The following is a 19,637-nucleotide window of genomic DNA, read 5'->3' on the forward strand; positions in this document are numbered from 1 at the left end:
TGTTCAGGTTCGCAAAAGCCGGCAGGGTAAGCGATAATCGTTCAATATCGACCTTCAGGGCCAGTATAATGGAATTTGGATTGTTGTACAATCCGTCGACCAATATAGGGTCGACTCACCGGTCCTGGACGCTCAGCACCGCGGCCACAACCTCTAGATAATGGTCAAGTGATCCAATCTTGCGGATGCGCTTCAGGATCTTGGCCCCATCCGGTTGCCCTGACGCGAAATAACGCCAGAAGCCTTTCATCCGGTCCAACACGTGACCGGGTCCGGAAAATTGACGCTGGTATCCATCGACCAGGTCATCGTGAAATCTCTTGAACCGCGCTTGCCTGCGACTGATGTTCTGGACTCGGGATTGGATCATTTCAGCCAAAAACGGGTTGGCGACAAGCCCACGGCCTAACATCCACCCGGAGACCGACGGAAATCGCTGCTCCAATTGTTGAAACGTTGATAGGTCATTGATGTCCCCATTGTAGACCACGGGATGGGAACAGTTCTCCAGACAGGATTGGAAAGCCATCAAATCCACAGTACCGGCGTACATCTGTTCACCGGTCCGTGGATGGATAATCAGCCGGGCAATGGGGTAGCGGTTAAAAACAGGCATGAGATCATTCATTTCATCGGCCCTAAAACGGCCCAATCGCGTTTTGATGGATAATTTTCCGGAAAAGCCATGCAGTGTTTTTTCGAGCATGCGATCAATAATGTCCGGATGCGGCAGCAGGCCGGACCCACGCATTTTATTGGCCACCATGGGGTAGGGACAGCCCAGGTTCCAGTTGATCTCCCCATAACCGAGTTCGCTTAGCGCATGGGTAAGGCAGATCAAGCCGTCGGGGTCATTGCTAAGCACCTGGGGTATCACCGGCAGGGCCCGATTTTCGGCAGGCACCAGATCCCGCAGGTGGTTGGGCTTGATGCGGCAACCTTTAATGGAGGTAATAAACGGCGCCACTGCCTCACCAAGGCCTTGGAAATGGCGCTGAAAAGTGTTTCTGAACACGACATCGGTAAAGCCGCGCAGCGGTGCCAGGATCAAGGGCTTCATGGGCACGCCCGCCACGCAGCCGGCTGAGCCAGTCTCAGGTTGTCCATAGTTGTTTAACATCAATCGTCGACTGACGCCATCATGGTGCGGAGGATCCCTTTAGGTATTTACGGTCCAGTCGACGGTGGATTACAGGCAACGATTCCATCGACGGCGGGACATGGCCGAATATGGTTTTCAAAAATTGCTCGGTGATCCGGTAGGTAGCTCCCCACAACAGTTCATCGTGCCCATTGCGGTGATGGACGAAACAGGGCATGTCCCCATAAGGCGTGTCCGGTGCACCCGGGGTGTCGTTTACGAAGGAGATCCGATAGCGGGCATAGTTGCCGGCGTCCAACAGTGCGGCCACAGGAATGCGGACGATTTTTTCCACTTCCCAGTTGGGGAGAAAATGCTGCTGGCGATTCACCCAACCCACCAGCGGATAAATGACCCGCTTGAACATGACCAGATGCTGAGCTGGCATGGGGCCCAAAAATTTAACCCCCAATGGATTGAGCCGCATCTCTTCAAACCCCTCCCGCAAGGCTGCGGCCAGAAGAAGCGCCAATTTTGAAAAATCCTTTCTGCGGTGCCGCCGCCACCACGTTCCATGGGGCCACCGGGACAATGGCGTTGCCGGCAGGTGGAGCCACCTGGCTATCCAAAAATCGATGGTTGCGGAAATGCCCCCACCCGGGCAGCACAAATCGCCAGACTGGCGGACATGCCGGGAACGCTTGTTCAAGAGCAGATACGGATCCCCGTTGTGCGCTTTCCCCAAGAGAAAAAGGACGGCGGAAATCCGCCTCAGATCGCCGTTCGCGGTGAACGCGAAACTGCCTGGAGGCGGATGGTGAAGACGGTCCTGGGCCAGACGAATCAACGCATCGGGTGTGATGATCTTTGCGATCATTGGTCAACATCGTCCTGGATGGCTTCACGAGCGGTCATTTTTTCACCTGTCGCAGGATAAATGACCAGCCGCTGGCCCGGTTGGATCACCGCATCGACACCGATGCGGTTCCAAATCAGCAGTGCTGCGATGGGCACGTCAAATTTTTGGGAGATGCGAGAGAGGTTGTCTCCCGGCTTCACCAGGTAGACACGCTGGTTCCGTATTTTGGCGTCGGCCTCGATCATGGCTGCCAGACGGGTTTGAAACCCCGATCTGCCGTTCTCGGGAATATTAACCATGCGCGCTCCGGCGGCAAGATAGTAGCCCCGCAACTCCGGATTAAGATCTTTGATGGTTTTGAAATCAGTTCGCGCCGCCCCGGCGATAAGACGAAGGGGAAGATCCCCAAAGGCATCGATCTGAATCGTTGAAAAGGTTTCCGGAGGATATAGATCTTCTGCGGAGAGGCTGAAGCCATACTTTCCGGGGGACTCAACAATTCGTTTGATCGCCAGTATACGCAGGATAAAACGCTGCGTTTCAAGGGACAGATAGAGTCGGTAATAGTCGTTGATGCCCTGCTCCAGGATTTCTGCTTCGAGACCTTCTTCCCCCATGTTGTAGGCCGCCAGAGAGAGGTTCCAGGAACCAAACCGCCCGTAAAGGTCCTTGAGATAGGCCAGTGCAGCCGGTGTGCTCAGATAAAGGTTGCGCCGTTCGTCGAAGCTGTCGTTCACCACCAACCCATAGTTAATGGCGGTTTGCGGCATAAGCTGCCAGACGCCCATGGCCCCTTTGGGGGAGCCGGCGTGCATCCTGAGGGCGCTTTCAGCAAGGGCCAGGAATTTGAGGTCATCGGGAAGATCGTTTTCCCTGAGATTCTGTTCGATATACGGGAAATAGCGCGCCGTGCGTTTCAGCCAGAGAATGACCTGGGAACGGTTTCCAAGCGCGAGCAGCATCTCTTTTTCAAACCGTTCCGCCACATCGGGGCGATCAACAGGGACCGCTTCACCGCAAAGCAAAACCGGCTGTTCCAGCCTGAGCGCCAGAAGCAAATCGTGTGCAGTTTCCTGGGAGGCACTGGTGCCGGGAAACAGCACCGGAAAAAGGATCCAAGCTGCACAGGCAACAAATATTGGCAACCTCGGTTTGATCATAAATTCAACCAACGACAGATCAGGCGTTTAACGTCCGCACCTTCCAGTTTTTCTCCGGATACCGAAACCAGTCCCAGTCGCAGGGAAATCTGTTCATCGTCACCCCAGGGCCACCACGCGACAAAGAGGACCACCCCGTTGATGGGATCCATGGTGAATACTTTCTGGCCTGGAACGATTCCGAAACCGGCCTCAAAATAATCCCGGATCGCTTTTTCGGCATCGTTGATGGTATTGAAATCCCATTTATTGGAAAATTCGAGGGTCAGCGGCAGTTCGACCATAATTTCATCCCGCCTGTCAATCACCGTCAGGGCCAGATTGAACTCCTTGTCCCAGCGCCACGGACAGGTTTCGGGAATATTGAGGCTGATCCGTCGACAGACGATTTCCAGAGCATCCAGGTCAGTTCGTGGCATGGGTTATTTTTCCTTTACCTGATTGTTTTACCAACCATTGCACTGCACGGGGGCTGGTTCAGCGACCCAGTCGGGCCGGTCATTTTTTGTGGTTGGCCGGGGTGCGGTTGCCATTTATTGGCGTTGGCCGTTTGATTATTGGAATAATTTGCTGATCCGGCCCACCTCCCGGTTCTGGAAGATCAGTTCCCTGGGTTCGGCTTCCCGACTGTATTCGAGCTTGCCGTGGGAAATGCTGCCCGGCTCCAGTACGCTGTCCAGACTGCCGCTGATTTCACACCTTATCGGTTTTTTTTCCTCGTCCACCAGGGTAAAATAATCGGGATGGGTGGTAATGATCTGTTTGCTCACATTTTTCACCCATACATAAAGCGAACCGCTGCCCATATCATGCACGGCTATTTGGGCGGTACCGTTTCCGGAATATTGCCGAAGGGTTTTGTTGCGCGCCTCACGGGCCTGTTCCCACGCCTGACGACGCTTCATTTTAGCGCTGTGCACAGCGCGCTCCTGACGCGCCTTTTCCTGCCGGACCAGCCGCTCTTCGTATAAGGCCACTTTTTTCTGATAACGGGGATTATCAGGATCCAAATCCAGTAATTGACGGTACAGCTTGAGGTTCAAGGCTGCATTGGAGGCAGGCACCGGTTTAACCGCTTCTTCGATGGCCGTGATTTTTTCCTGACGGGCCTGGTCAGCGACCTGCCGCGCGGTTTCGGCAATTTTAGCCTCTCTGCCTTCACGTTCGGCGATTTCAGCCTGGCGCAAGCGTTCTCCTTCCTCACGGGTCCAGGTATCGATCAGGTCCTCACCGACGGCAACCACCCGTCCGGATTCGAAAGCGATGGGTGTAAAAAAGGCCGCCGAAGGGAGTTCTCCGACCGGATTGCCGGCCTTGGTTTGGTAATAGACCATAAAACGCTGTTCAGTAACATCCTTGCGATGGTCTGGAGGGCCCATGATTTGGAAAACAACCTCTTGCGCATCACCGGCCTTGATCTGTTGCAATGCGCTGATATTCTTGTTGGCTTCCAGATGAACACACCCATTCAGCATAAGGGCTGAAATGATAATGAACACCCCGATCCGCATAGCACCGATCTCCTTGTTCCTGGGCACGCAAAGCATGATCACCCGTTCGGTTGCTTTCGTCCCGCATTGGGATGAGCAAACTGAGGCTAGGCAACCATCTCGTCGACCAGTTGGACCCTTCTGCCCTTGTAGGTCGTCAACCAGCGGCCAGCCTTGGCCTTCAGCGGTTGTGGGGTTGCACCACCTGTCCCGGCCAGCGTAACTTGCGATGCAGACGGTGTCAACCAGTCTTGCATCCTGTTTCCGCGAAATGGGATAAAGTCGATGGCAAAGGTTTTCTGTTCCGGGTGTCATCGAATCTGAAGGCTGCCTTTTTTGACGAGGTTGCGATCCAGGGGTGTACCTGCCCATGCATGCGACATAACCATCACCAGGTCTTCGTGATCAAGCTCCTCGGGGTTGTAGAAAAGGGTTCCGTCTCCAAGAGCTTGCTCCGCAATGGCTTCCAATTTTTCAACAGGAACACGCGCAGTGCCGTCGGGTGCGGTAATTTCTTTGAAGAACCTGGCGTGGCCGCCGCCGGTTTCCTGGTGGAGGCGCTGGTTCAACTGCCGGATGAAGGCAACCGTCTGCTCGGCCCTAAGATGGGCCGGCGTGTGTGCATAGATCCGGGCCCCGGCCAGCGGCAGCAGCAGTTGGGCGGTCAAGCCACCATTTTTGTGCATGTTGTATTCAAGACCGTAGGGCAGCAAAATGGCCATGCACGCGCCGTGCGCTACACCGCAAACCGCACCCACCGAGTTTCCCAGGGTATGAACCATGCCGACCATGGCATTGGAAAAAGCCACCCCAGCCAGATTGGCCCCTACAGCCAGCGCCAGGCGCCCATCTTCATTGTCCGGCTCCTTTATCACCTGCAATAAATTTTGACCAATCAACCCAATGGCTATCAGCGCATGGGCGTCACTGATCGGGTTCTTGGAAAGGCAGGTGTAAGCCTCAACGGCATGGGTCAGGGCATCCATGGCCGTAGCCGCCGTTAGGGTCGGCGGCAGCGCCAGGGTCATGCGCGGGTCCAGAACAGCCGCGTCTGGAAACAAAAAATTAGAAGTGAACAGCATTTTCTTTTTGCGCGCGTGGTCTGCGATTACCGCCGCCATTGTCACCTCCGATCCTGTCCCGGCAGTGGTGGGAATGGCCACCAGGGGTTTTAGCGGTCTTTTCAGAGAACCGGCGCCGGAGTAGTGCATCAGGTCGCTGGCATTCTCGGATACGAGGATATTGACACCTTTGGCCGTATCCAGCACCGAGCCGCCGCCCACCGCGACAATGGAATCACAGCCCCTTTCACGGTAAACCCCGGCAAGCCGGTTAACCACCTTCAGTTCTGAATCGCGCGGCACGTCTGCTTCAACGGCACCGATGCGCACTCCCGGGGTGATGGCTGATGTGACAATATCGACGAGTCCGGCGGCGGCCACACCCTTGTCGGTGATGATCAGGGGACACTGGCCACCCAGCCGGCTCAGCAATGGGGGTATCCTTTCCAACGCCCGGCGGCCGACTAATGTTTCAACGCCGCAAAAAAATTCGTAGTATCCCGGAAAGTGCATGCTGTGCTCCTGTGAAGCAAGTGGAAAAAATAGATCGGGTGTCGAGGACCTACCAACCGGCTGTCATGTCGGGATCTTGTCTGGCGCTGTCAATGATACGGGCCACATGACCATTGGTTGCGCCTCTTCCCACTCGGGATTGGATACGATTGATCTGTTCATCCGTCAGTCCGGCACCCATCAGCGAGGTTGGGATTTTTTGCACCAGTTCGGTGTTGATCGCATCGAAAAACTCCCAGATCAGAACGGTGGTTCGGGATGTTTTCAGGTCAGCGGCCGTCACCGAAAAAATATCCGGCCCCACCATCGGATAAAGCAGTTCGCCCACCTGTTCCGGTTGGACCAACCCCGCCTCAGCTACCAGATGGGGCAGCAGAATGGACATTAAAAAGCCCAAAGAAAGATCGGTCGACTCTTTAAATTGGGTGGCCAGAACATGACAGATGCCCGGTGGGGAGGCTGAAAATGCGCAGCCGGCCGCCACTTGTCCGTTGACCACGGCACAAAGATTTTTTTTCCGATCTGTTTTACGAAGGACCAGGGGAAGGAATTTGACGATCAGGCCGATGGCTGTGTGGGCATAAGCACGGCACATGGGCCCGGTGGAAGCGTCGATGAATGTCTCCACAGCATGGGTCAGGGCGATCAGGGCACCATCCACGACTTGGTGGTCGTCCTGATCCCCCAACATTGCCGGATCGATGAATACAGCGGCAGGAACCAGCCGGGAGGATCGCAGCCGGTGCACGCCGTCGTTGGCATACCCGGTGACTTCATCGCCGTTGCCGCCGGCCGTTGCCACCACCATCAACGGCCGCAACACGGAGGGTTTGTCCATGCAATTACCGCAATCCGCCGACGCCCCGTGATCACCAGCAGAGACCATCAGGTTCAGACATTTGGCCGTGTCGACAACCGAACCGTTCCCAACGGCGATAACGCTGTCGCAGCCACCGTCTCGGTACATCCGTGCAAGGACGGGCATCAAGTCCGGTTCAGGGAGATCCGGCAGCCGGTCGTATATTCCCAGTGTCAGCCCCGATGTTTTGAACGCATCGACAACAGTGTTCAGGCCCTTTTTGCCAACCTGGTCACGGTTGGCCAGAATCAGCGGGGCATGGGCATTCGCGGCCGACAGCGCAGCAGGCAGATGGGCGACGGCATGGCTGCCGCAGTTAATCTTCAAAGGACAGTTAAAGGAAAATTCTTCCGGCAAACGCATGGTCCACGCCTCCTTTGATCCAATTCGAACCACGTTAAAAACCAAGTACTGCACGCAAATAGATCAGGACGCGGCCAACGTACTTTCGAAAGGGCGGCCAATGGGGATATCTGCGGACGGCCAGGGAAGCCAGCGGTTTGGGTAGCAGAAACACCTCCACCATATCCAGGATGCGAACGACGGCGCAGGCGGCGGGTATATCCCCATCCACAACCAGTCTGTCTCTGGCCACCGCCACGACAGTGGATTCCTGAAAGGTAAAAAGCAGGATCGCCGCCTCGATATTTTTGATGGTCAGTTTCAAATCGATATAGCGCTGCTTTGCATCGGCACCCAGATATCTCACCTTGCCCGCCTTATCCTTGCCGACAACCATGGCAGGACCGTCCGGTGCAACGCCCAAGGCAAAGGTGAAGCCGTCGGGGATGGCATCGAAGGCTGTGCGCACCTCCCGGTCCACCCGGGCAGCCGCCTGGATGGACCGCCCCACGAACCAAAGCATGACAGTCAGGTAGATCCGCTTGAGGGGCTTTCCACCCGGCGACAGCATCTTAAAATAGTCGAGGCGTTCATCGGTCAAGATTTCCCATCTGGGTGCTATCCCCAGCCGTTTCATTGTCCTGTCAGCGGGAATGCCGTGGGCGTCGTATCCCCGCAACCGGTAATAGGCATTCAGCATGGGCTGCAGGGGCACCGTCCGCTGTCGGGCATCACACCGGCGCCCCTCGGTTAAAAATCGTTTTGGCAGGGTATCATCTTTGCGTGAAATACCTTCGGCAGTGTTCATATAACGCTCCAGCACATGAATACGCGCACCGGCTCTGAGCATCTGCCATTGATTCAGCCGCAATCCGGTTACCGACCGCCAGAGTTTGGAAAACAGGCTGACGTCCATTAGCATGATGGCAATGGACGGCAGGAACTGCATGGTCAGGCGAAGCAAAAATTTGGGGGTGTATTTGATGATGGGCGGTTCCAATACATAGGCATAGGAAGTAAACTGGCAGGTGTGCAGGGAATTGACCGCCGCATATAGGTTTTCAAAAAAAAGGACAAATCGTGCCTTGGATCGGGTGGTATACGGGTTGAGCAGGCCAAAAGCCACTTCCAGGGCGAAGGTGGCGGCCGACAGGTGACAAGCGCCGCGGTTGGCCACGGCATAAGCCAGTCCCTGCCCCCAGGATCCTCTGGGATCGTAGGCAGGCATCTCCAGCCCTTTGATCTGGATCGCAAAATCAGCGCCACCATATCTTCGAGACAACATTCGCGTGCCATTGGCCATTTCATCCCCGAACCCCCGTCGCAGGGCCATGTCATCCAGGGCCTGGACGATTCCCTCAACTGCACCAAATTTTAAATCGGTGGCGATCAATCCCTTTTCACCGGCTTCCATGCACCACGCCAAAACGGAACCGGTTGAGATGGTGTCCATCCCCAAAAGGCCGCAGCGGTCGTTGAACCTGGAAATGGCATCCGGGTCAAAGATGCCCAGGTTGGGACCCAGCAGGCCCACGGTTTCGTACTCGGGGATCTGGTGGGCGCTGCCGTCAGCGTGGGTACCCTTATGTCCGCACATGATGGAACATGGCTTGCAAGTGCTGGGGTTGGCCTTGTAGCGCTGCCGCATGGTCTCACCGGAGACCTGATCGGCCTGGGGATGGCTCCCGTCCTGAAAGTTCCTCACCGGCAGGATGCCACCGTCGTTGCACCAGTTGACGTGGCTGCTGGTGCCGAAGCTGCGATAGTCGCCGGATGTCAGCGGATTATTTTCGATATAACCCGCGGCCCTTTTTTTGGCCTTGTCGAACAGTTTCTGGTTGGTGGGAACGATTTTAAAAACTTTTCCTCGGGCAACGATGGCTTTCAGGTTTTTTGATCCCATCACCGCTCCCAGGCCGCCGCGACCTAAAAAACGGTGGCCTGAGGCCACGTTGGCAATCAATACCCGGTTTTCACCAGCGGGCCCGATGGTCAAGACCCCTGATTTTCCATCCGGGTTCAGCTGTTTTTGAGAATCGTTGGTATCTTGGCCCCAAACAGATGTGCCATCGCGGATTCGGGCGCCGTCTGCATCGATTTCGATCACCACCGGTGCCGGGGCCTTACCGGTTATCAACAACCCGTCGTAGCCGGCAGTTTTGTAAGCCATGCCAAAAGGTCCACCACAGGAAGAATGCAGCATGATTCCGGTCAACGGCGATTTTGTAAGCGCAGAAAAGCGTCCGGTGCACGGTGCGCCGGTACCCATAAGCACACCCATCATGAAAGCCAGGTAGTTCTTTTCACCCAGCGGGTCGATTCCACGATCCATGCGGTCATAAAGCAACTTGAGCCCCAGTCCTTTGCCGCCTAAAAATAGGCGCCGTTCATCATCCCCGACTTGAAATTCGGTTGCCTGCCCGGCAGACAGGTCGATCTCGATTATCCGATTACTGGTTCCGATGATGGTTTGCATGAATGAGGATCCTGTAGGGTTGCAGTGGTCCTGGCGTGAGATAGGCTTGCATCGAACGCGTTTATCAATCCGAATCCGCTCGGCAAAGAGAAAGCACTTTGTTGACCAGTTTTTCAATGCCGGCGGCCACATCCTTGATTCCCGGTCCGAGCATGTAGGCCGGGGTGGTGACAATGCTGTTTTTTTCATCCACACAAATATCGGCTACACCGCAGGCACAATGAATTCCACCCATGGATTCGATTGCCGCAGCCGTACCTGGGTCACTGCCGATGGTAACCTGAGGAGATTTTTGAGACAGGGCACGGACAACAGTTGCCGGAGCAATGCAAACGGCACCGATGGGCTTTGAACGTTGAACCATTTCCTCCAGCAGACGCCTCACCTGGGGATTGACCTGGGCCTCGGGTCCCTTGACTGCAAAATCGCTGAGGTTTTTGGCGGCACCAAAACCGCCGGGTACAATCAGCGCATCGAGGCTGTCAGCGCTGACCGTACTGATATCCTGAATATCACCCCTGGCGATGCGTGCGGATTCCACCAGTACATTTCTGCGTTCATCGGAAGGTTGCTGGGTATAGTGGTTGATCACATGAAGCTGATCCATATCAGGGGCCATGCACACGGCCGAAGCGCCGGCACGGTCCAAAAAAAGAAGGGTCAATACCGCTTCATGAATTTCAGCACCGTCAAAAACACCGCAACCTGACAGTAAAACGCCAATTTTTTTTGCCATTTGAATTCCTTTCGCTGCCGGTTTAGTTTCGCTGCCCGAACCTTTTAAACCCGTTCTTATTCAAGGACATGTTTATCGAGAACAAAACAAGTGAACATGCCCTGAAAAACTTCCTGGTCATGATGGGTGACGCTTACGGAAACCCAGTATTTTTTTCCTTTGATTTCTTTGACCTGCGCTTTTGCCATTACCGTTTCGCCCACACGCACCGGTTTGAGGAATTTTACATCCGACGCACCGAGAACCACATGGGGATGATTCACTGCAATCATGGCCGCATAATCCGCCGCACCGAAAATAAAACCGCCGTGAACCAGTCCTTGCCTGTCGGCGACCATCTGCGGGGTGGTTAAAAGTTGGACGAGGCTGTTTCCATTTTCAACCGATAGGGCTTTACCGCACAACGTCTGATCGATGAGATGATGGGTTTCGATTTTCATGCTGACCTCCCGAGGCGTTTCGGGCAGCGGGTCCACCCGGAACAACGGCAATATTAAGGGTTGAATGCGATGGTGTGGCTTGAAAAGAAGATCTAATCATAATAAAAAGGAAACGAGACTGTCAATCCATTGCCACGAGTCACTGCGCAAACAAAGGAGCATCCTTGAATTCCATTATTCGAACACGCATCCAGAAAATAAGACAGGCTTTGATAGAGATGGAACTGGACGCCGTCATGGTATCCGTCCAGGAGAACCGTTTTTATCTCAGCGGGTTTACCGGCGGGGACACCCAGTTCGACGAATCCGCCGGTGTGCTGATCATTTCCGATCGCAACCTGGTGCTGGCCACCGACAGCCGTTATGAACTGCAGGCCCAGGCAGAGGCCTCCGGATTTGACATCGTGTGCCATAAAAAGGGCCTGGAAAAGGAGCTGCCGGAAATCGCCGGTGCGCTGGGCATCCAGCGGCTTGGTTTTGAAAGTGTTCGTCTTTCACATAAGAATTATACGGCCTATGCCCATGCGCTGGAAAAACGCGATCCACCGGTTGACCTGGTCTCAACTGAAAACCTGGTCGAAAAACTGCGGCAGATCAAATCAGAAGAGGAAATCCAGTCTACCATCCAGGCGCTGCAATTGGCCGAAAAGGCCTTTTTGCAGGTGTTGGATGCCATTCGCCCGGGCATGACCGAAAAGCAGGTGGCCTGGGCCATGGAAAAAAACATGCGCGAAGCCGGTGCCCAGGGTCTGTCATTTCCGGTTATCGTGGCTTCGGGCCCCAACAGCGCACTCCCCCACGCGGTTCCCACCGACCGCAAACTGGCCACAGGCGAACCCATTCTCTTTGACTGGGGAGCCCGATTGAACGAATACTGCTCGGATACCACCCGAACGGTGGTGCTGGGTAAGCCGGATGATTTGTTTTTAAAAGTCTTCGACACTGTGGTCAAAGCCCGGGACATGGCCATTGCCGCCATCAGGGCAGACGCCAGCGGCACCCAGGTGGACAAGATCGCCAGGGACCATATTGACCAAAACGGCTTCGCTGGCAAATTCGGCCACAGTCTGGGTCACGGCACCGGTCTGGCAGTTCATGAGAACCCGCGCTTGAGCCCGATCAAGGACGACCGCCTGGAAGCGGGCATGATCGTCACGGTGGAACCGGGCATTTATATTCAGGACTGGGGGGGCGTGCGCATGGAAAACCAGGTCGTCGTGCGCCAGGAAAAGGCCCAGGTGCTCAACGATCCACAACCATTTGATCCCCGAATCAGCCATAGATGAAAAACACCGCGTCGGACTACCTCCAGCGCCTGGATCGGTACCTGGCTTTTCTGCTTATGGAAAAAGGCCTGAGCGAAAAAACCATTGCTGCCTACAGCGCCGATCTGGTGCGGTTTGGGCTGTATCTGGAAAAGAAAAAAACAACCCTGGTCGCGGACATCGACACACGCCTGATACTGACCTACCTGATACAATTGCGGGATCAACAATTGAGCCCCAGGTCCCGGGCCCGCCACCTGGTGAGCCTGCGGGGTTTTTTCAAGTTTCTGACCAATGAAAAGATTCTCCAAAAGAATCCGGCGCAACAAATCGATCTGCCCAAGACCGGATTGCACCTGCCCGACGTCTTGACGGTGGCCGACGTCGAGGCACTGATCGATGCACCCTGCCGGGACAAACCCGAAGGGCTGCGGGATGCCGCCATGCTGGAGCTGCTCTACGGAGCCGGCCTGCGGGTTTCAGAACTCATCCGTCTGGAAATGACCGCAATCAATCTGGAGGCTGGATTTGTCAGGGTGTTCGGTAAAGGCGCCAAGGAGCGTGTGGTTCCCGTCGGCCGGTTGGCTCTGGACGCCATCCGGGACTATTTGGACCGTTCGCGGCCGATGCTGTTGAAGAGCCGCGCTAGTGTTCACCTTTTTGTCACCCGCCGGGGAAGGGCCATGACCCGCCAAAGCTTCTGGAACCTGATCGGCCGGTACGGCCGCCTGGCAAAGTTAAGGAAAAAGATCACACCCCATAGCTTAAGACACTCTTTTGCAACGCATTTAATTGAAGGTGGCGCAGACCTTCGTGCCGTACAAATGATGCTGGGTCACGCGGATATCTCCACCACCCAGATTTACACCCATGTGGCGCATCGGCAGTTGGTGCAGGCCCATAAAAAATACCACCCCAGAGGGTAAAACCTCAATCCAGCAGCCCGGGCATCTCCGGCTGGGTTGACAGACAGCGGTGGCTTGGATATGGGAGCTTGCTTTGAAAAATTCGTTCCAACGCAGTTACCAATCATCACCAGCGATTCTCCAGGAGGGGCAACAGCTTGACCCACACGGATATGACCTCTAAACCGCACGGGTTCTGGAAACCCGAACACGATTTGCCGAGAACCGGAGAGAAGGCTATTGCCGAAGTCGTACGCGATCTTTGCCACCCCTTTTTTGTGGTGGACATGAACGGCCAAATCGGTGTGGCCAAGGACGGAATGGCCACGCTCGGAACGCTCGCACAACCGGCATCCAACTGCTACCGCCTGTTGGGATGGGCGCCGCCCTTTGCCCTGGAGTCACTCGGGGACCCGGGATTTAAAGCGGATCATGGATTAAAATTCGCTTACATCTGCGGGGCCATGGCTAACGGCATCACCTCCACGGCCATGGTGGAGGCTGCCGGCCGGGCCGGCATGATCGGATTCTTCGGTGCCGGGGGGCTTTCCATCGAACAGATTGAAGCGGCCATCGGCAGCCTGCAAAAAAAACTTGACCAGATACCCTACGGATTCAATTTAATCCACAGTCCCAATGCTATGGATCTGGAACAAAAAACGGTTGATCTTTACCTGAACAAGGGGATTCGACTGGTTTCTGCATCCGCGTACCTGGATCTGACGGCGCCCCTGGTTGAGTACCGCATCCACGGCATTCATGAAAATGAGCACGGGAAGATCATCTGCCCCAATCGGATCATCGCCAAGGTCTCTCGTGAAGAGGTCGCCCGCAAATTCTATTCCCCACCGGCGGAAAAACACCTGCAACGCCTTAAGCAACTGGGGAAAATCACGGACGGACAAGCAGACATGGCCCGTCGTATACCCATGGTCCAAGACCTGACCGCCGAGGCCGACTCGGGCGGCCATACGGACAACCGCCCCGCCCTGTGTCTGTTTCCTACCATGAAGGCGCTGCGGGACGAGATGGCCAGGCAGTATGACGACGGCACACCCTTGCGCGTCGGACTTGCCGGCGGCATCGCCACCCCCGAATCGGCCGCCGCCGCCTTTGCCATGGGAGCGGCATACATTCTGACCGGTTCAATCAATCAAGCCTGCATCGAGGCGGACACATCCCAACTGGTCAAAAAGATGCTTGCCGAAGCCCGGCAGGCAGATGTCACCATGGCACCGGCAGCGGACATGTTCGAAATGGGCGTCAAGGTTCAGGTGCTTAAACGCGGCACCATGTTTTCCATGCGCGGATCCAAGCTCTACGACATCTATCGAACTTACGACCGGTTCGAAGATGTGCCGGACAGCCAGAAAAAACTGGTGGAAGGATCTTTTCTCAAATGCTCGTTCGCAGCGGAATGGGAAAATACCCGGGCCTTTTTCAGCCGACGGGACCCTGCCCAGGTTGATCGGGCGGAAAAGGAGCCCAAACACAAAATGGCGCTGGTGTTCCGCTCCTATCTTGGGAGGGCGTCACTGTGGGCCAAGCGCGGCGTACCGGATCGGGCCATTGACTATCAGATATGGTGCGGCCCGGCCATGGGTGCGTTCAACGAATGGGTCAAAGGTTCTTTTCTGGAACCGCCGCAAAACCGCAGAACAACCACGGTTGCCATGAACCTGCTTTTCGGAGCCGCCGTGATCGGCCGATTAAATGGTTTGAAAAACCAGGGGGTCGATCTGGCTGTCGCGCCAGGTTTGGCTGCACCTATCACGGACAATCAGATTCTATCATTGTCCCACCGGTAATGGATCAAGGGTATTTCACTGCTGTTGACGGCGAAGCTTTTCAACCAACAGGGCCAACAGCGGGGAGAGGTTGATCAAGCGCACATCCGGATTCCGGAAAAAAATACTTCCATCCATTGCATCAGCGTTGATGATGGTCTCCTCAACTGTTTCCGTCAGTTGCAGGCAGGTCGCCATTTCTTCGGATCGGATTCTGACCGTTTTACGGACGAGATAGCAAAAATCGGACCCATTTTTAGCACCGGCTGCGCTCAGGGGACGGAAATAAATGCGATAGCCGCCCCATGGCGCACCCATCTCCGTGACGGTTCCATCGGCGCCATTCAGATCTAAAATCCCGTTTTTTTTCAGCCATGGTGACAAATCAGTCAGCACCTGCCGACTCTGCATGACGGACAGTTTCAGTTGGGTCAGCAGATAACCGCCCAAATAGACCTTGAACAGATCTTTGAAGATATACTGCCTGGCATAGCCCGATTGCATTCCCCCCAGCGGGTCCGGCGGCAGAAATGATCTCGACCAACGTTTCCAGCGGGCGAGATTGATCTCGAGTTTTTTCGATAGTTCTCGATTGGTATAGTAATAAATCATGAATAGTTAACCTGATTGGTTGTTATATCTACCTAACAAGTTATTGGGCTTGCGTCAATCCCTTGTTTTTTGTGCGTCAATGCATTATATTTGGCTTCTGTTTTCGCAGGCAGATGCATGGCCGCTGAAAGCGCTGGACCGCTTACATGCCCGGCCGATCAAATCAATCATCCCTAATATTTACCCAACCATATAAAATGACAACGAATATACAAGCAGTTCAACAGCCGGTTGCCATCATTGGCATGGGCGGCATGTTCGCCAAATCGAGAAATCTTAAAGAGTACTGGCGGACCCTGCTCAACGGTATCGACTGCATTACCGATCCACCGGCCAGCCACCAACAGCTGAACGACTATTTCGATGCCGATCCCAAAAAACCGGATCATATCTACTGCAATCGTGGTGGATTCCTCGCAACGGTGCCCTTCGATCCCACCGAATTCGGCATTCCACCGGCAGCATTAGAGGCCACCGACACCTCCCAGCTGCTGGGTCTGGTGGCCGCAAAAATGGCCCTGTCCGATGCCGGATATGGGGATGACCATGAATTCGACCGCGAGCATACCTCGGTGATCCTCGGAGTTACCGGCACACAGGAGCTGGTTATTCCCCTGGGTTCACGACTGGGGCATCCGCTGTGGCGCAGCGCACTGGCCGATAAGGGACTGAGCGATCAGCAGCAAGCAGCCATCATCGCGGATATATCCGGCAGCTATGTCCCCTGGCAGGAAAACTCATTCCCTGGACTGCTGGGCAATGTCGTCGCGGGCCGAATCTGTAACCGGCTGAATCTTGGCGGAACCAACTGCGTGGTTGATGCGGCTTGTGCAAGCAGCCTGGGTGCCGTTCACCTGGGGCTGATGGAATTGCATACCGGGAGGAGCAGTATGGTCGTCACCGGGGGTGTCGACACCATCAATGACATCTTCATGCACATGTGTTTTTCTAAAACCGGCGTCCTCTCGCACACCGGTGACGCCCGACCCTTTTCGGTGGATGCCGACGGCACCGTGTTGGGTGAGGGCATCGGCATCCTCGTTCTGAAACGGCTCGCCGATGCCGAGCGCGACGGTGATCGAATCTATGCACTCATTCGGGGCATCGGGTCTTCCAGCGACGGAAAATCACAGAGCATTTACGCACCACGGCCCGAGGGGCAGGCACGCGCGCTCACCGAGGCGTATCGAACTGCCGGCATTGCCCCTGAAACGGTGGCGTTGATAGAAGCCCATGGCACCGGCACGCGCGTGGGGGACGAAATGGAGTTCACCGCCCTGAAAAACGTCTTCGGCGGGAGCCACCCCAACGGCAACCGCTGCGCTTTGGGGTCGGTAAAATCGATGATCGGACACACCAAAGCAGCAGCCGGAGCGGCCGGGCTCATAAAATCAGCGCTTGCTCTATACAACAAGGTCCTCCCGCCCACACTCAAGGCCGACACCCCCGATCCGAAGCTGGGAATCGAATCCAGTCCCTTTTACCTCAATACTGCCAAGCGCCCCTGGTTTAACGCGAACGGCACCCCACGACGTGGCGGTGTAAGTTCCTTTGGATTCGGCGGCAGCAATTTTCATGTGGTGCTCGAAGAGTATCAGCCTGATAAACAAGAGATCGCCTGGGATGGTTCGATGGAGATCCTGGCCTTCTCAGGTCCGGATGCAGCGGCAATAACCAGCGGTCTGCAACAGATCGATGAACGGTTTGTTGGAGAATCCATCGATGCCACGGTGCTTTCCCGGACAGCGAGGGCGCTGCGAAAGTCTTTTTCGGCCGCTCATCCCCACCGGTTGGTCATGGTGGTGGACAGCACCCTGAACGGCGCTGACCTGAAAGCGCAGCTGCGCAAGGCCAGCGAGGTTGTCGCCGGCTCCCGCACAGCCTTGTTGTCCACTCAGGGCATCTATTACGTTGCAACACCCTTGGATCCAGGAAAAATCGCCTTCATGTTTCCTGGCCAGGGGAGCCAGTACCCCCATATGGGAAGTGATCTGGTCTGCTGTTTTCCCGGTGCCATGGAAGCCGTCCAAGCCGCCGCTCAACATTTTGAACAGGAAACCCCGCTTTGGGAGATTCTGTTTCCACGCCCTGCCTTGTCCGACCACCAGCGGCGTCAGCAGGCGGAGGCCCTTCGCCGCACCGATGCGGCCCAACCCGCCATCGGGGCGGTCAGTCTGGCCATGCTTTCGATTCTTGAACACTTCAAGTTGCGGCCGGATGCCACCTGCGGTCACAGCTACGGGGAGCTGCCTGCACTATATGCAGCCGGTTGGATCGACCGGGAAACCCTGCTGGCCTTGAGCGCCGCACGCGGTCGTCTGATGGCCGACGCCGGCAGGGGCGGTGATGCAGGCACCATGCTGGCGGTAAAAGCACCCATCGATCGTCTAAAGGCATTGGTCGGTCAGTTTCCGGACGTGGTGCTGGCAAACCACAACTGCCCCGACCAGGGTGTGCTTTCCGGGGCTGACGAAGCCATCAAGCGGGCAAAGGCAATCTGTGTTCAAAATGGAATGCAGACCATATCCCTGCCGGTTTCCGCCGCCTTTCACAGCCCGTTGGTGGAGGGAGCCAGAAAACCATTTTGTCTGGCCGTCGAAAAAGCCGCCTTTACCCCCAACCAAATCCCGGTATATTCAAATGTGACGGCAGCGCCTTACCCGGACGACCCTTCACAATGCGCGGATCTATTGGGCCGCCAGTTGACTTCACCGGTCCGGTTTCAGGAAGCGGTCGAACACCTCTATGCGTCCGGCGTGCGCACCTTCATCGAGGTGGGACCAAAGTCAGTGCTCTCCGGGCTCGTAAGGTCTACCCTCCAAACGAAGGATATCACGGTCATAGCCATTGATCGCTCCTCCGGAAAGACTTCAGGAATCATGGATCTGGCCCACGCCATCGGCCACCTGGCTGCCCTTGGCACCGATATTGACCTGAATTGCTGGGAAAGCGAACTTCCCTCCACACCTTTGCAGAAAATGACCGTTCCGCTGTCCGGGACCAACTACCGGTCGCCCCGGAAGGTAAATGCAACCTCAGCAATGAACACACAAAATACGGTTAAAACCCAAAAAGCACAGCCCATGGATTCCCCATTAGCAACAAAAGCAAAGGTTATTTCACCCACGCCCATGGATACCCGTATGCAGATCAAACAACCCACACCGGCAGCCCCACCGCAAAATCAGGATGTCCAAACCATGGATATCAAACCGGTTTCAACGGCCAACATGAATGAGGCTGTGGCCCTAGTCCAGAAAGGATTGGAATCGATTCAGCTCCTTCAACAGCAAACGGCCCAGGCTCACCAGAAGTTTTTAGAGACCCAGGCCCAGGCCAGCCGAACCCTGCAGGAGATGATGATCAGCACACGGATGTTCGTGGGATCAGCCCTGGGTATGTCCATGACGGCTTCGAACGACATCCAGGCACCCGCTTTACATCCGGAATCGATTTCAACCCGGCCGGCGGCAGCGCTTGCGACGGCCGCCGATCCGGATAAAATACCCGTTTTTGCGGATAATTTACCAGCGGCTGACCCACCCGTGAGTACGTCATCGCCGGATACGGCGCCGACAATTACCGCAGCGACCATATCCAGAACTCTGATCGACATCGTTTCCGAGTTGACCGGCTACCCGGAGGACATGCTGGGGCTGGACATGGATATCGAAGCGGATCTGGGCATCGATTCCATCAAGCGGGTCGAGATCCTTTCCGCCATGGAAGCGAAAATGCCCCACCTGCCCCCGGTCACCCCGGACATGGTGGGCAGCCTAAAAACCCTGGGCCAGATCGGCGACTTCCTGGCAGGGAGCACCGGGTCCGCGTCGTCGGCAACCAACAGCCCTTATGAAGCGAACGCTTCGGAGGTTGCCGCATGCGTCGACATTACCAAGGTCCTGATCGACATCGTTTCCGAGCTGACCGGCTACCCGGAGGACATGCTGGGGCTGGACATGGATATCGAAGCGGATCTGGGCATCGATTCCATCAAGCGGGTCGAGATCCTTTCCGCCATGGAAGCGAAAATGCCCCACCTGCCCCCGGT

General features: G+C 55.7%; 16 protein-coding genes. 4 read left to right on the top strand and 12 right to left on the bottom strand.

Annotation, left to right across the window (positions count from 1 at the left end):
* Positions 1-115 precede the first annotated feature (115 nt).
* From R6V78_RS15195 to R6V78_RS15245, 11 genes are all read right to left on the bottom strand, one after another.
* Positions 116-1,060, bottom strand: coding sequence for a tRNA dihydrouridine synthase (locus R6V78_RS15195; RefSeq protein WP_410290221.1), 945 nt, complete (start codon positions 1,058-1,060; stop codon positions 116-118).
* Positions 1,061-1,139: 79 nt separating this feature from the next.
* The gene (locus tag R6V78_RS15200) at positions 1,140-1,958 is read right to left on the bottom strand and encodes a hypothetical protein (protein ID WP_410290222.1); all 819 of its coding nucleotides are present in this window, start codon (positions 1,956-1,958) and stop codon (positions 1,140-1,142) included.
* Complete coding sequence (locus tag R6V78_RS15205; RefSeq protein ID WP_410290223.1) at positions 1,955-2,998, bottom strand: transglycosylase SLT domain-containing protein; 1,044 nt, start codon at positions 2,996-2,998, stop codon at positions 1,955-1,957. The genes R6V78_RS15200 and R6V78_RS15205 overlap by 4 nt, the downstream gene beginning before the upstream one ends.
* 98 nt (positions 2,999-3,096) lie before the next feature.
* A complete protein-coding gene (locus R6V78_RS15210; RefSeq protein WP_410290224.1) occupies positions 3,097-3,519 on the bottom strand; it encodes a hypothetical protein in 423 nt (140 codons plus the stop codon).
* Positions 3,520-3,654: 135 nt separating this feature from the next.
* Positions 3,655-4,611 (bottom strand): hypothetical protein, encoded by a 957-nt coding sequence (locus R6V78_RS15215; protein WP_410290225.1) that lies wholly within the window; start codon positions 4,609-4,611, stop codon positions 3,655-3,657.
* An 86-nt stretch (positions 4,612-4,697) separates the two neighbouring features.
* Entirely contained in the window at positions 4,698-4,847 is a 150-nt protein-coding gene (locus R6V78_RS15220; RefSeq protein ID WP_410290226.1) for a hypothetical protein, read from the bottom strand.
* Positions 4,848-4,901: 54 nt separating this feature from the next.
* On the bottom strand, positions 4,902-6,164 hold the full coding sequence (locus R6V78_RS15225; RefSeq protein ID WP_410290227.1) for an iron-containing alcohol dehydrogenase: 1,263 nt from the start codon (positions 6,162-6,164) through the stop codon (positions 4,902-4,904).
* 49 nt (positions 6,165-6,213) lie between these two features.
* Positions 6,214-7,386, bottom strand: coding sequence for an iron-containing alcohol dehydrogenase (locus R6V78_RS15230; RefSeq protein WP_410290228.1), 1,173 nt, complete (start codon positions 7,384-7,386; stop codon positions 6,214-6,216).
* Positions 7,387-7,420: 34 nt separating this feature from the next.
* Positions 7,421-9,841: an aldehyde ferredoxin oxidoreductase family protein gene (locus R6V78_RS15235; protein ID WP_410290229.1), complete on the bottom strand. Its 2,421-nt coding sequence runs from the start codon at positions 9,839-9,841 to the stop codon at positions 7,421-7,423.
* A 64-nt stretch (positions 9,842-9,905) separates the two neighbouring features.
* A complete protein-coding gene (gene elbB / locus R6V78_RS15240; protein ID WP_410290230.1) occupies positions 9,906-10,577 on the bottom strand; it encodes an isoprenoid biosynthesis glyoxalase ElbB in 672 nt (223 codons plus the stop codon).
* A 56-nt stretch (positions 10,578-10,633) separates the two neighbouring features.
* Positions 10,634-11,017 carry a thioesterase, FlK family gene (locus R6V78_RS15245; protein ID WP_410290231.1) on the bottom strand — a complete coding sequence of 128 codons (384 nt, stop codon included), beginning with the start codon at positions 11,015-11,017 and terminating at the stop codon, positions 10,634-10,636.
* A 164-nt stretch (positions 11,018-11,181) separates the two neighbouring features.
* Here R6V78_RS15245 and R6V78_RS15250 point away from each other — a divergent pair, with 164 nt between their 5' ends.
* From R6V78_RS15250 to R6V78_RS15260, 3 genes are all read left to right on the top strand, one after another.
* Positions 11,182-12,303, top strand: coding sequence for a M24 family metallopeptidase (locus R6V78_RS15250; RefSeq protein WP_410290232.1), 1,122 nt, complete (start codon positions 11,182-11,184; stop codon positions 12,301-12,303).
* Positions 12,300-13,208, top strand: a complete 909-nt coding sequence (xerD, locus tag R6V78_RS15255; RefSeq protein WP_410290233.1) for a site-specific tyrosine recombinase XerD — start codon at positions 12,300-12,302, stop codon at positions 13,206-13,208. The genes R6V78_RS15250 and xerD overlap by 4 nt, the downstream gene beginning before the upstream one ends.
* A 137-nt stretch (positions 13,209-13,345) precedes the next feature.
* The gene (locus tag R6V78_RS15260) at positions 13,346-14,995 is read left to right on the top strand and encodes a PfaD family polyunsaturated fatty acid/polyketide biosynthesis protein (protein WP_410290234.1); all 1,650 of its coding nucleotides are present in this window, start codon (positions 13,346-13,348) and stop codon (positions 14,993-14,995) included.
* Between the two features lie 15 nt (positions 14,996-15,010).
* Here the strand turns inward: R6V78_RS15260 and R6V78_RS15265 are convergent, their stop codons facing one another.
* Positions 15,011-15,586, bottom strand: coding sequence for a hypothetical protein (locus R6V78_RS15265; protein WP_410290235.1), 576 nt, complete (start codon positions 15,584-15,586; stop codon positions 15,011-15,013).
* A 197-nt stretch (positions 15,587-15,783) separates the two neighbouring features.
* On the opposite strand from R6V78_RS15265, the gene R6V78_RS15270 reads away from it, so the two are divergent.
* Positions 15,784-19,637 (top strand): beta-ketoacyl synthase N-terminal-like domain-containing protein (locus R6V78_RS15270; protein WP_410290236.1); only part of this gene is annotated, 3,854 nt, incomplete at its 3' end.

The organism is Desulfosarcina sp., assembly GCF_046496365.1.
Classification (GTDB): domain Bacteria; phylum Desulfobacterota; class Desulfobacteria; order Desulfobacterales; family Desulfosarcinaceae; genus Desulfosarcina.

What these genes read in the sequence shown, in the direction of transcription:
- R6V78_RS15235 (WP_410290229.1), bottom strand. Translation starts at nt 9,841, where the DNA reads ATGCAAACCATCATCGGAACCAGTAATCGGATAATCGAGATCGACCTG.
- xerD (WP_410290233.1), top strand. Translation starts at nt 12,300, where the DNA reads ATGAAAAACACCGCGTCGGACTACCTCCAGCGCCTGGATCGGTACCTG.
- R6V78_RS15225 (WP_410290227.1), bottom strand. Translation starts at nt 6,164, where the DNA reads ATGCACTTTCCGGGATACTACGAATTTTTTTGCGGCGTTGAAACATTA.
- elbB (WP_410290230.1), bottom strand. Translation starts at nt 10,577, where the DNA reads ATGGCAAAAAAAATTGGCGTTTTACTGTCAGGTTGCGGTGTTTTTGAC.
- R6V78_RS15210 (WP_410290224.1), bottom strand. Translation starts at nt 3,519, where the DNA reads ATGCCACGAACTGACCTGGATGCTCTGGAAATCGTCTGTCGACGGATC.
- R6V78_RS15265 (WP_410290235.1), bottom strand. Translation starts at nt 15,586, where the DNA reads ATGATTTATTACTATACCAATCGAGAACTATCGAAAAAACTCGAGATC.
- R6V78_RS15220 (WP_410290226.1), bottom strand. Translation starts at nt 4,847, where the DNA reads ATGCAAGACTGGTTGACACCGTCTGCATCGCAAGTTACGCTGGCCGGG.
- R6V78_RS15245 (WP_410290231.1), bottom strand. Translation starts at nt 11,017, where the DNA reads ATGAAAATCGAAACCCATCATCTCATCGATCAGACGTTGTGCGGTAAA.
- R6V78_RS15195 (WP_410290221.1), bottom strand. Translation starts at nt 1,060, where the DNA reads ATGAAGCCCTTGATCCTGGCACCGCTGCGCGGCTTTACCGATGTCGTG.
- R6V78_RS15215 (WP_410290225.1), bottom strand. Translation starts at nt 4,611, where the DNA reads ATGCGGATCGGGGTGTTCATTATCATTTCAGCCCTTATGCTGAATGGG.
- R6V78_RS15230 (WP_410290228.1), bottom strand. Translation starts at nt 7,386, where the DNA reads ATGCGTTTGCCGGAAGAATTTTCCTTTAACTGTCCTTTGAAGATTAAC.
- R6V78_RS15200 (WP_410290222.1), bottom strand. Translation starts at nt 1,958, where the DNA reads ATGATCGCAAAGATCATCACACCCGATGCGTTGATTCGTCTGGCCCAG.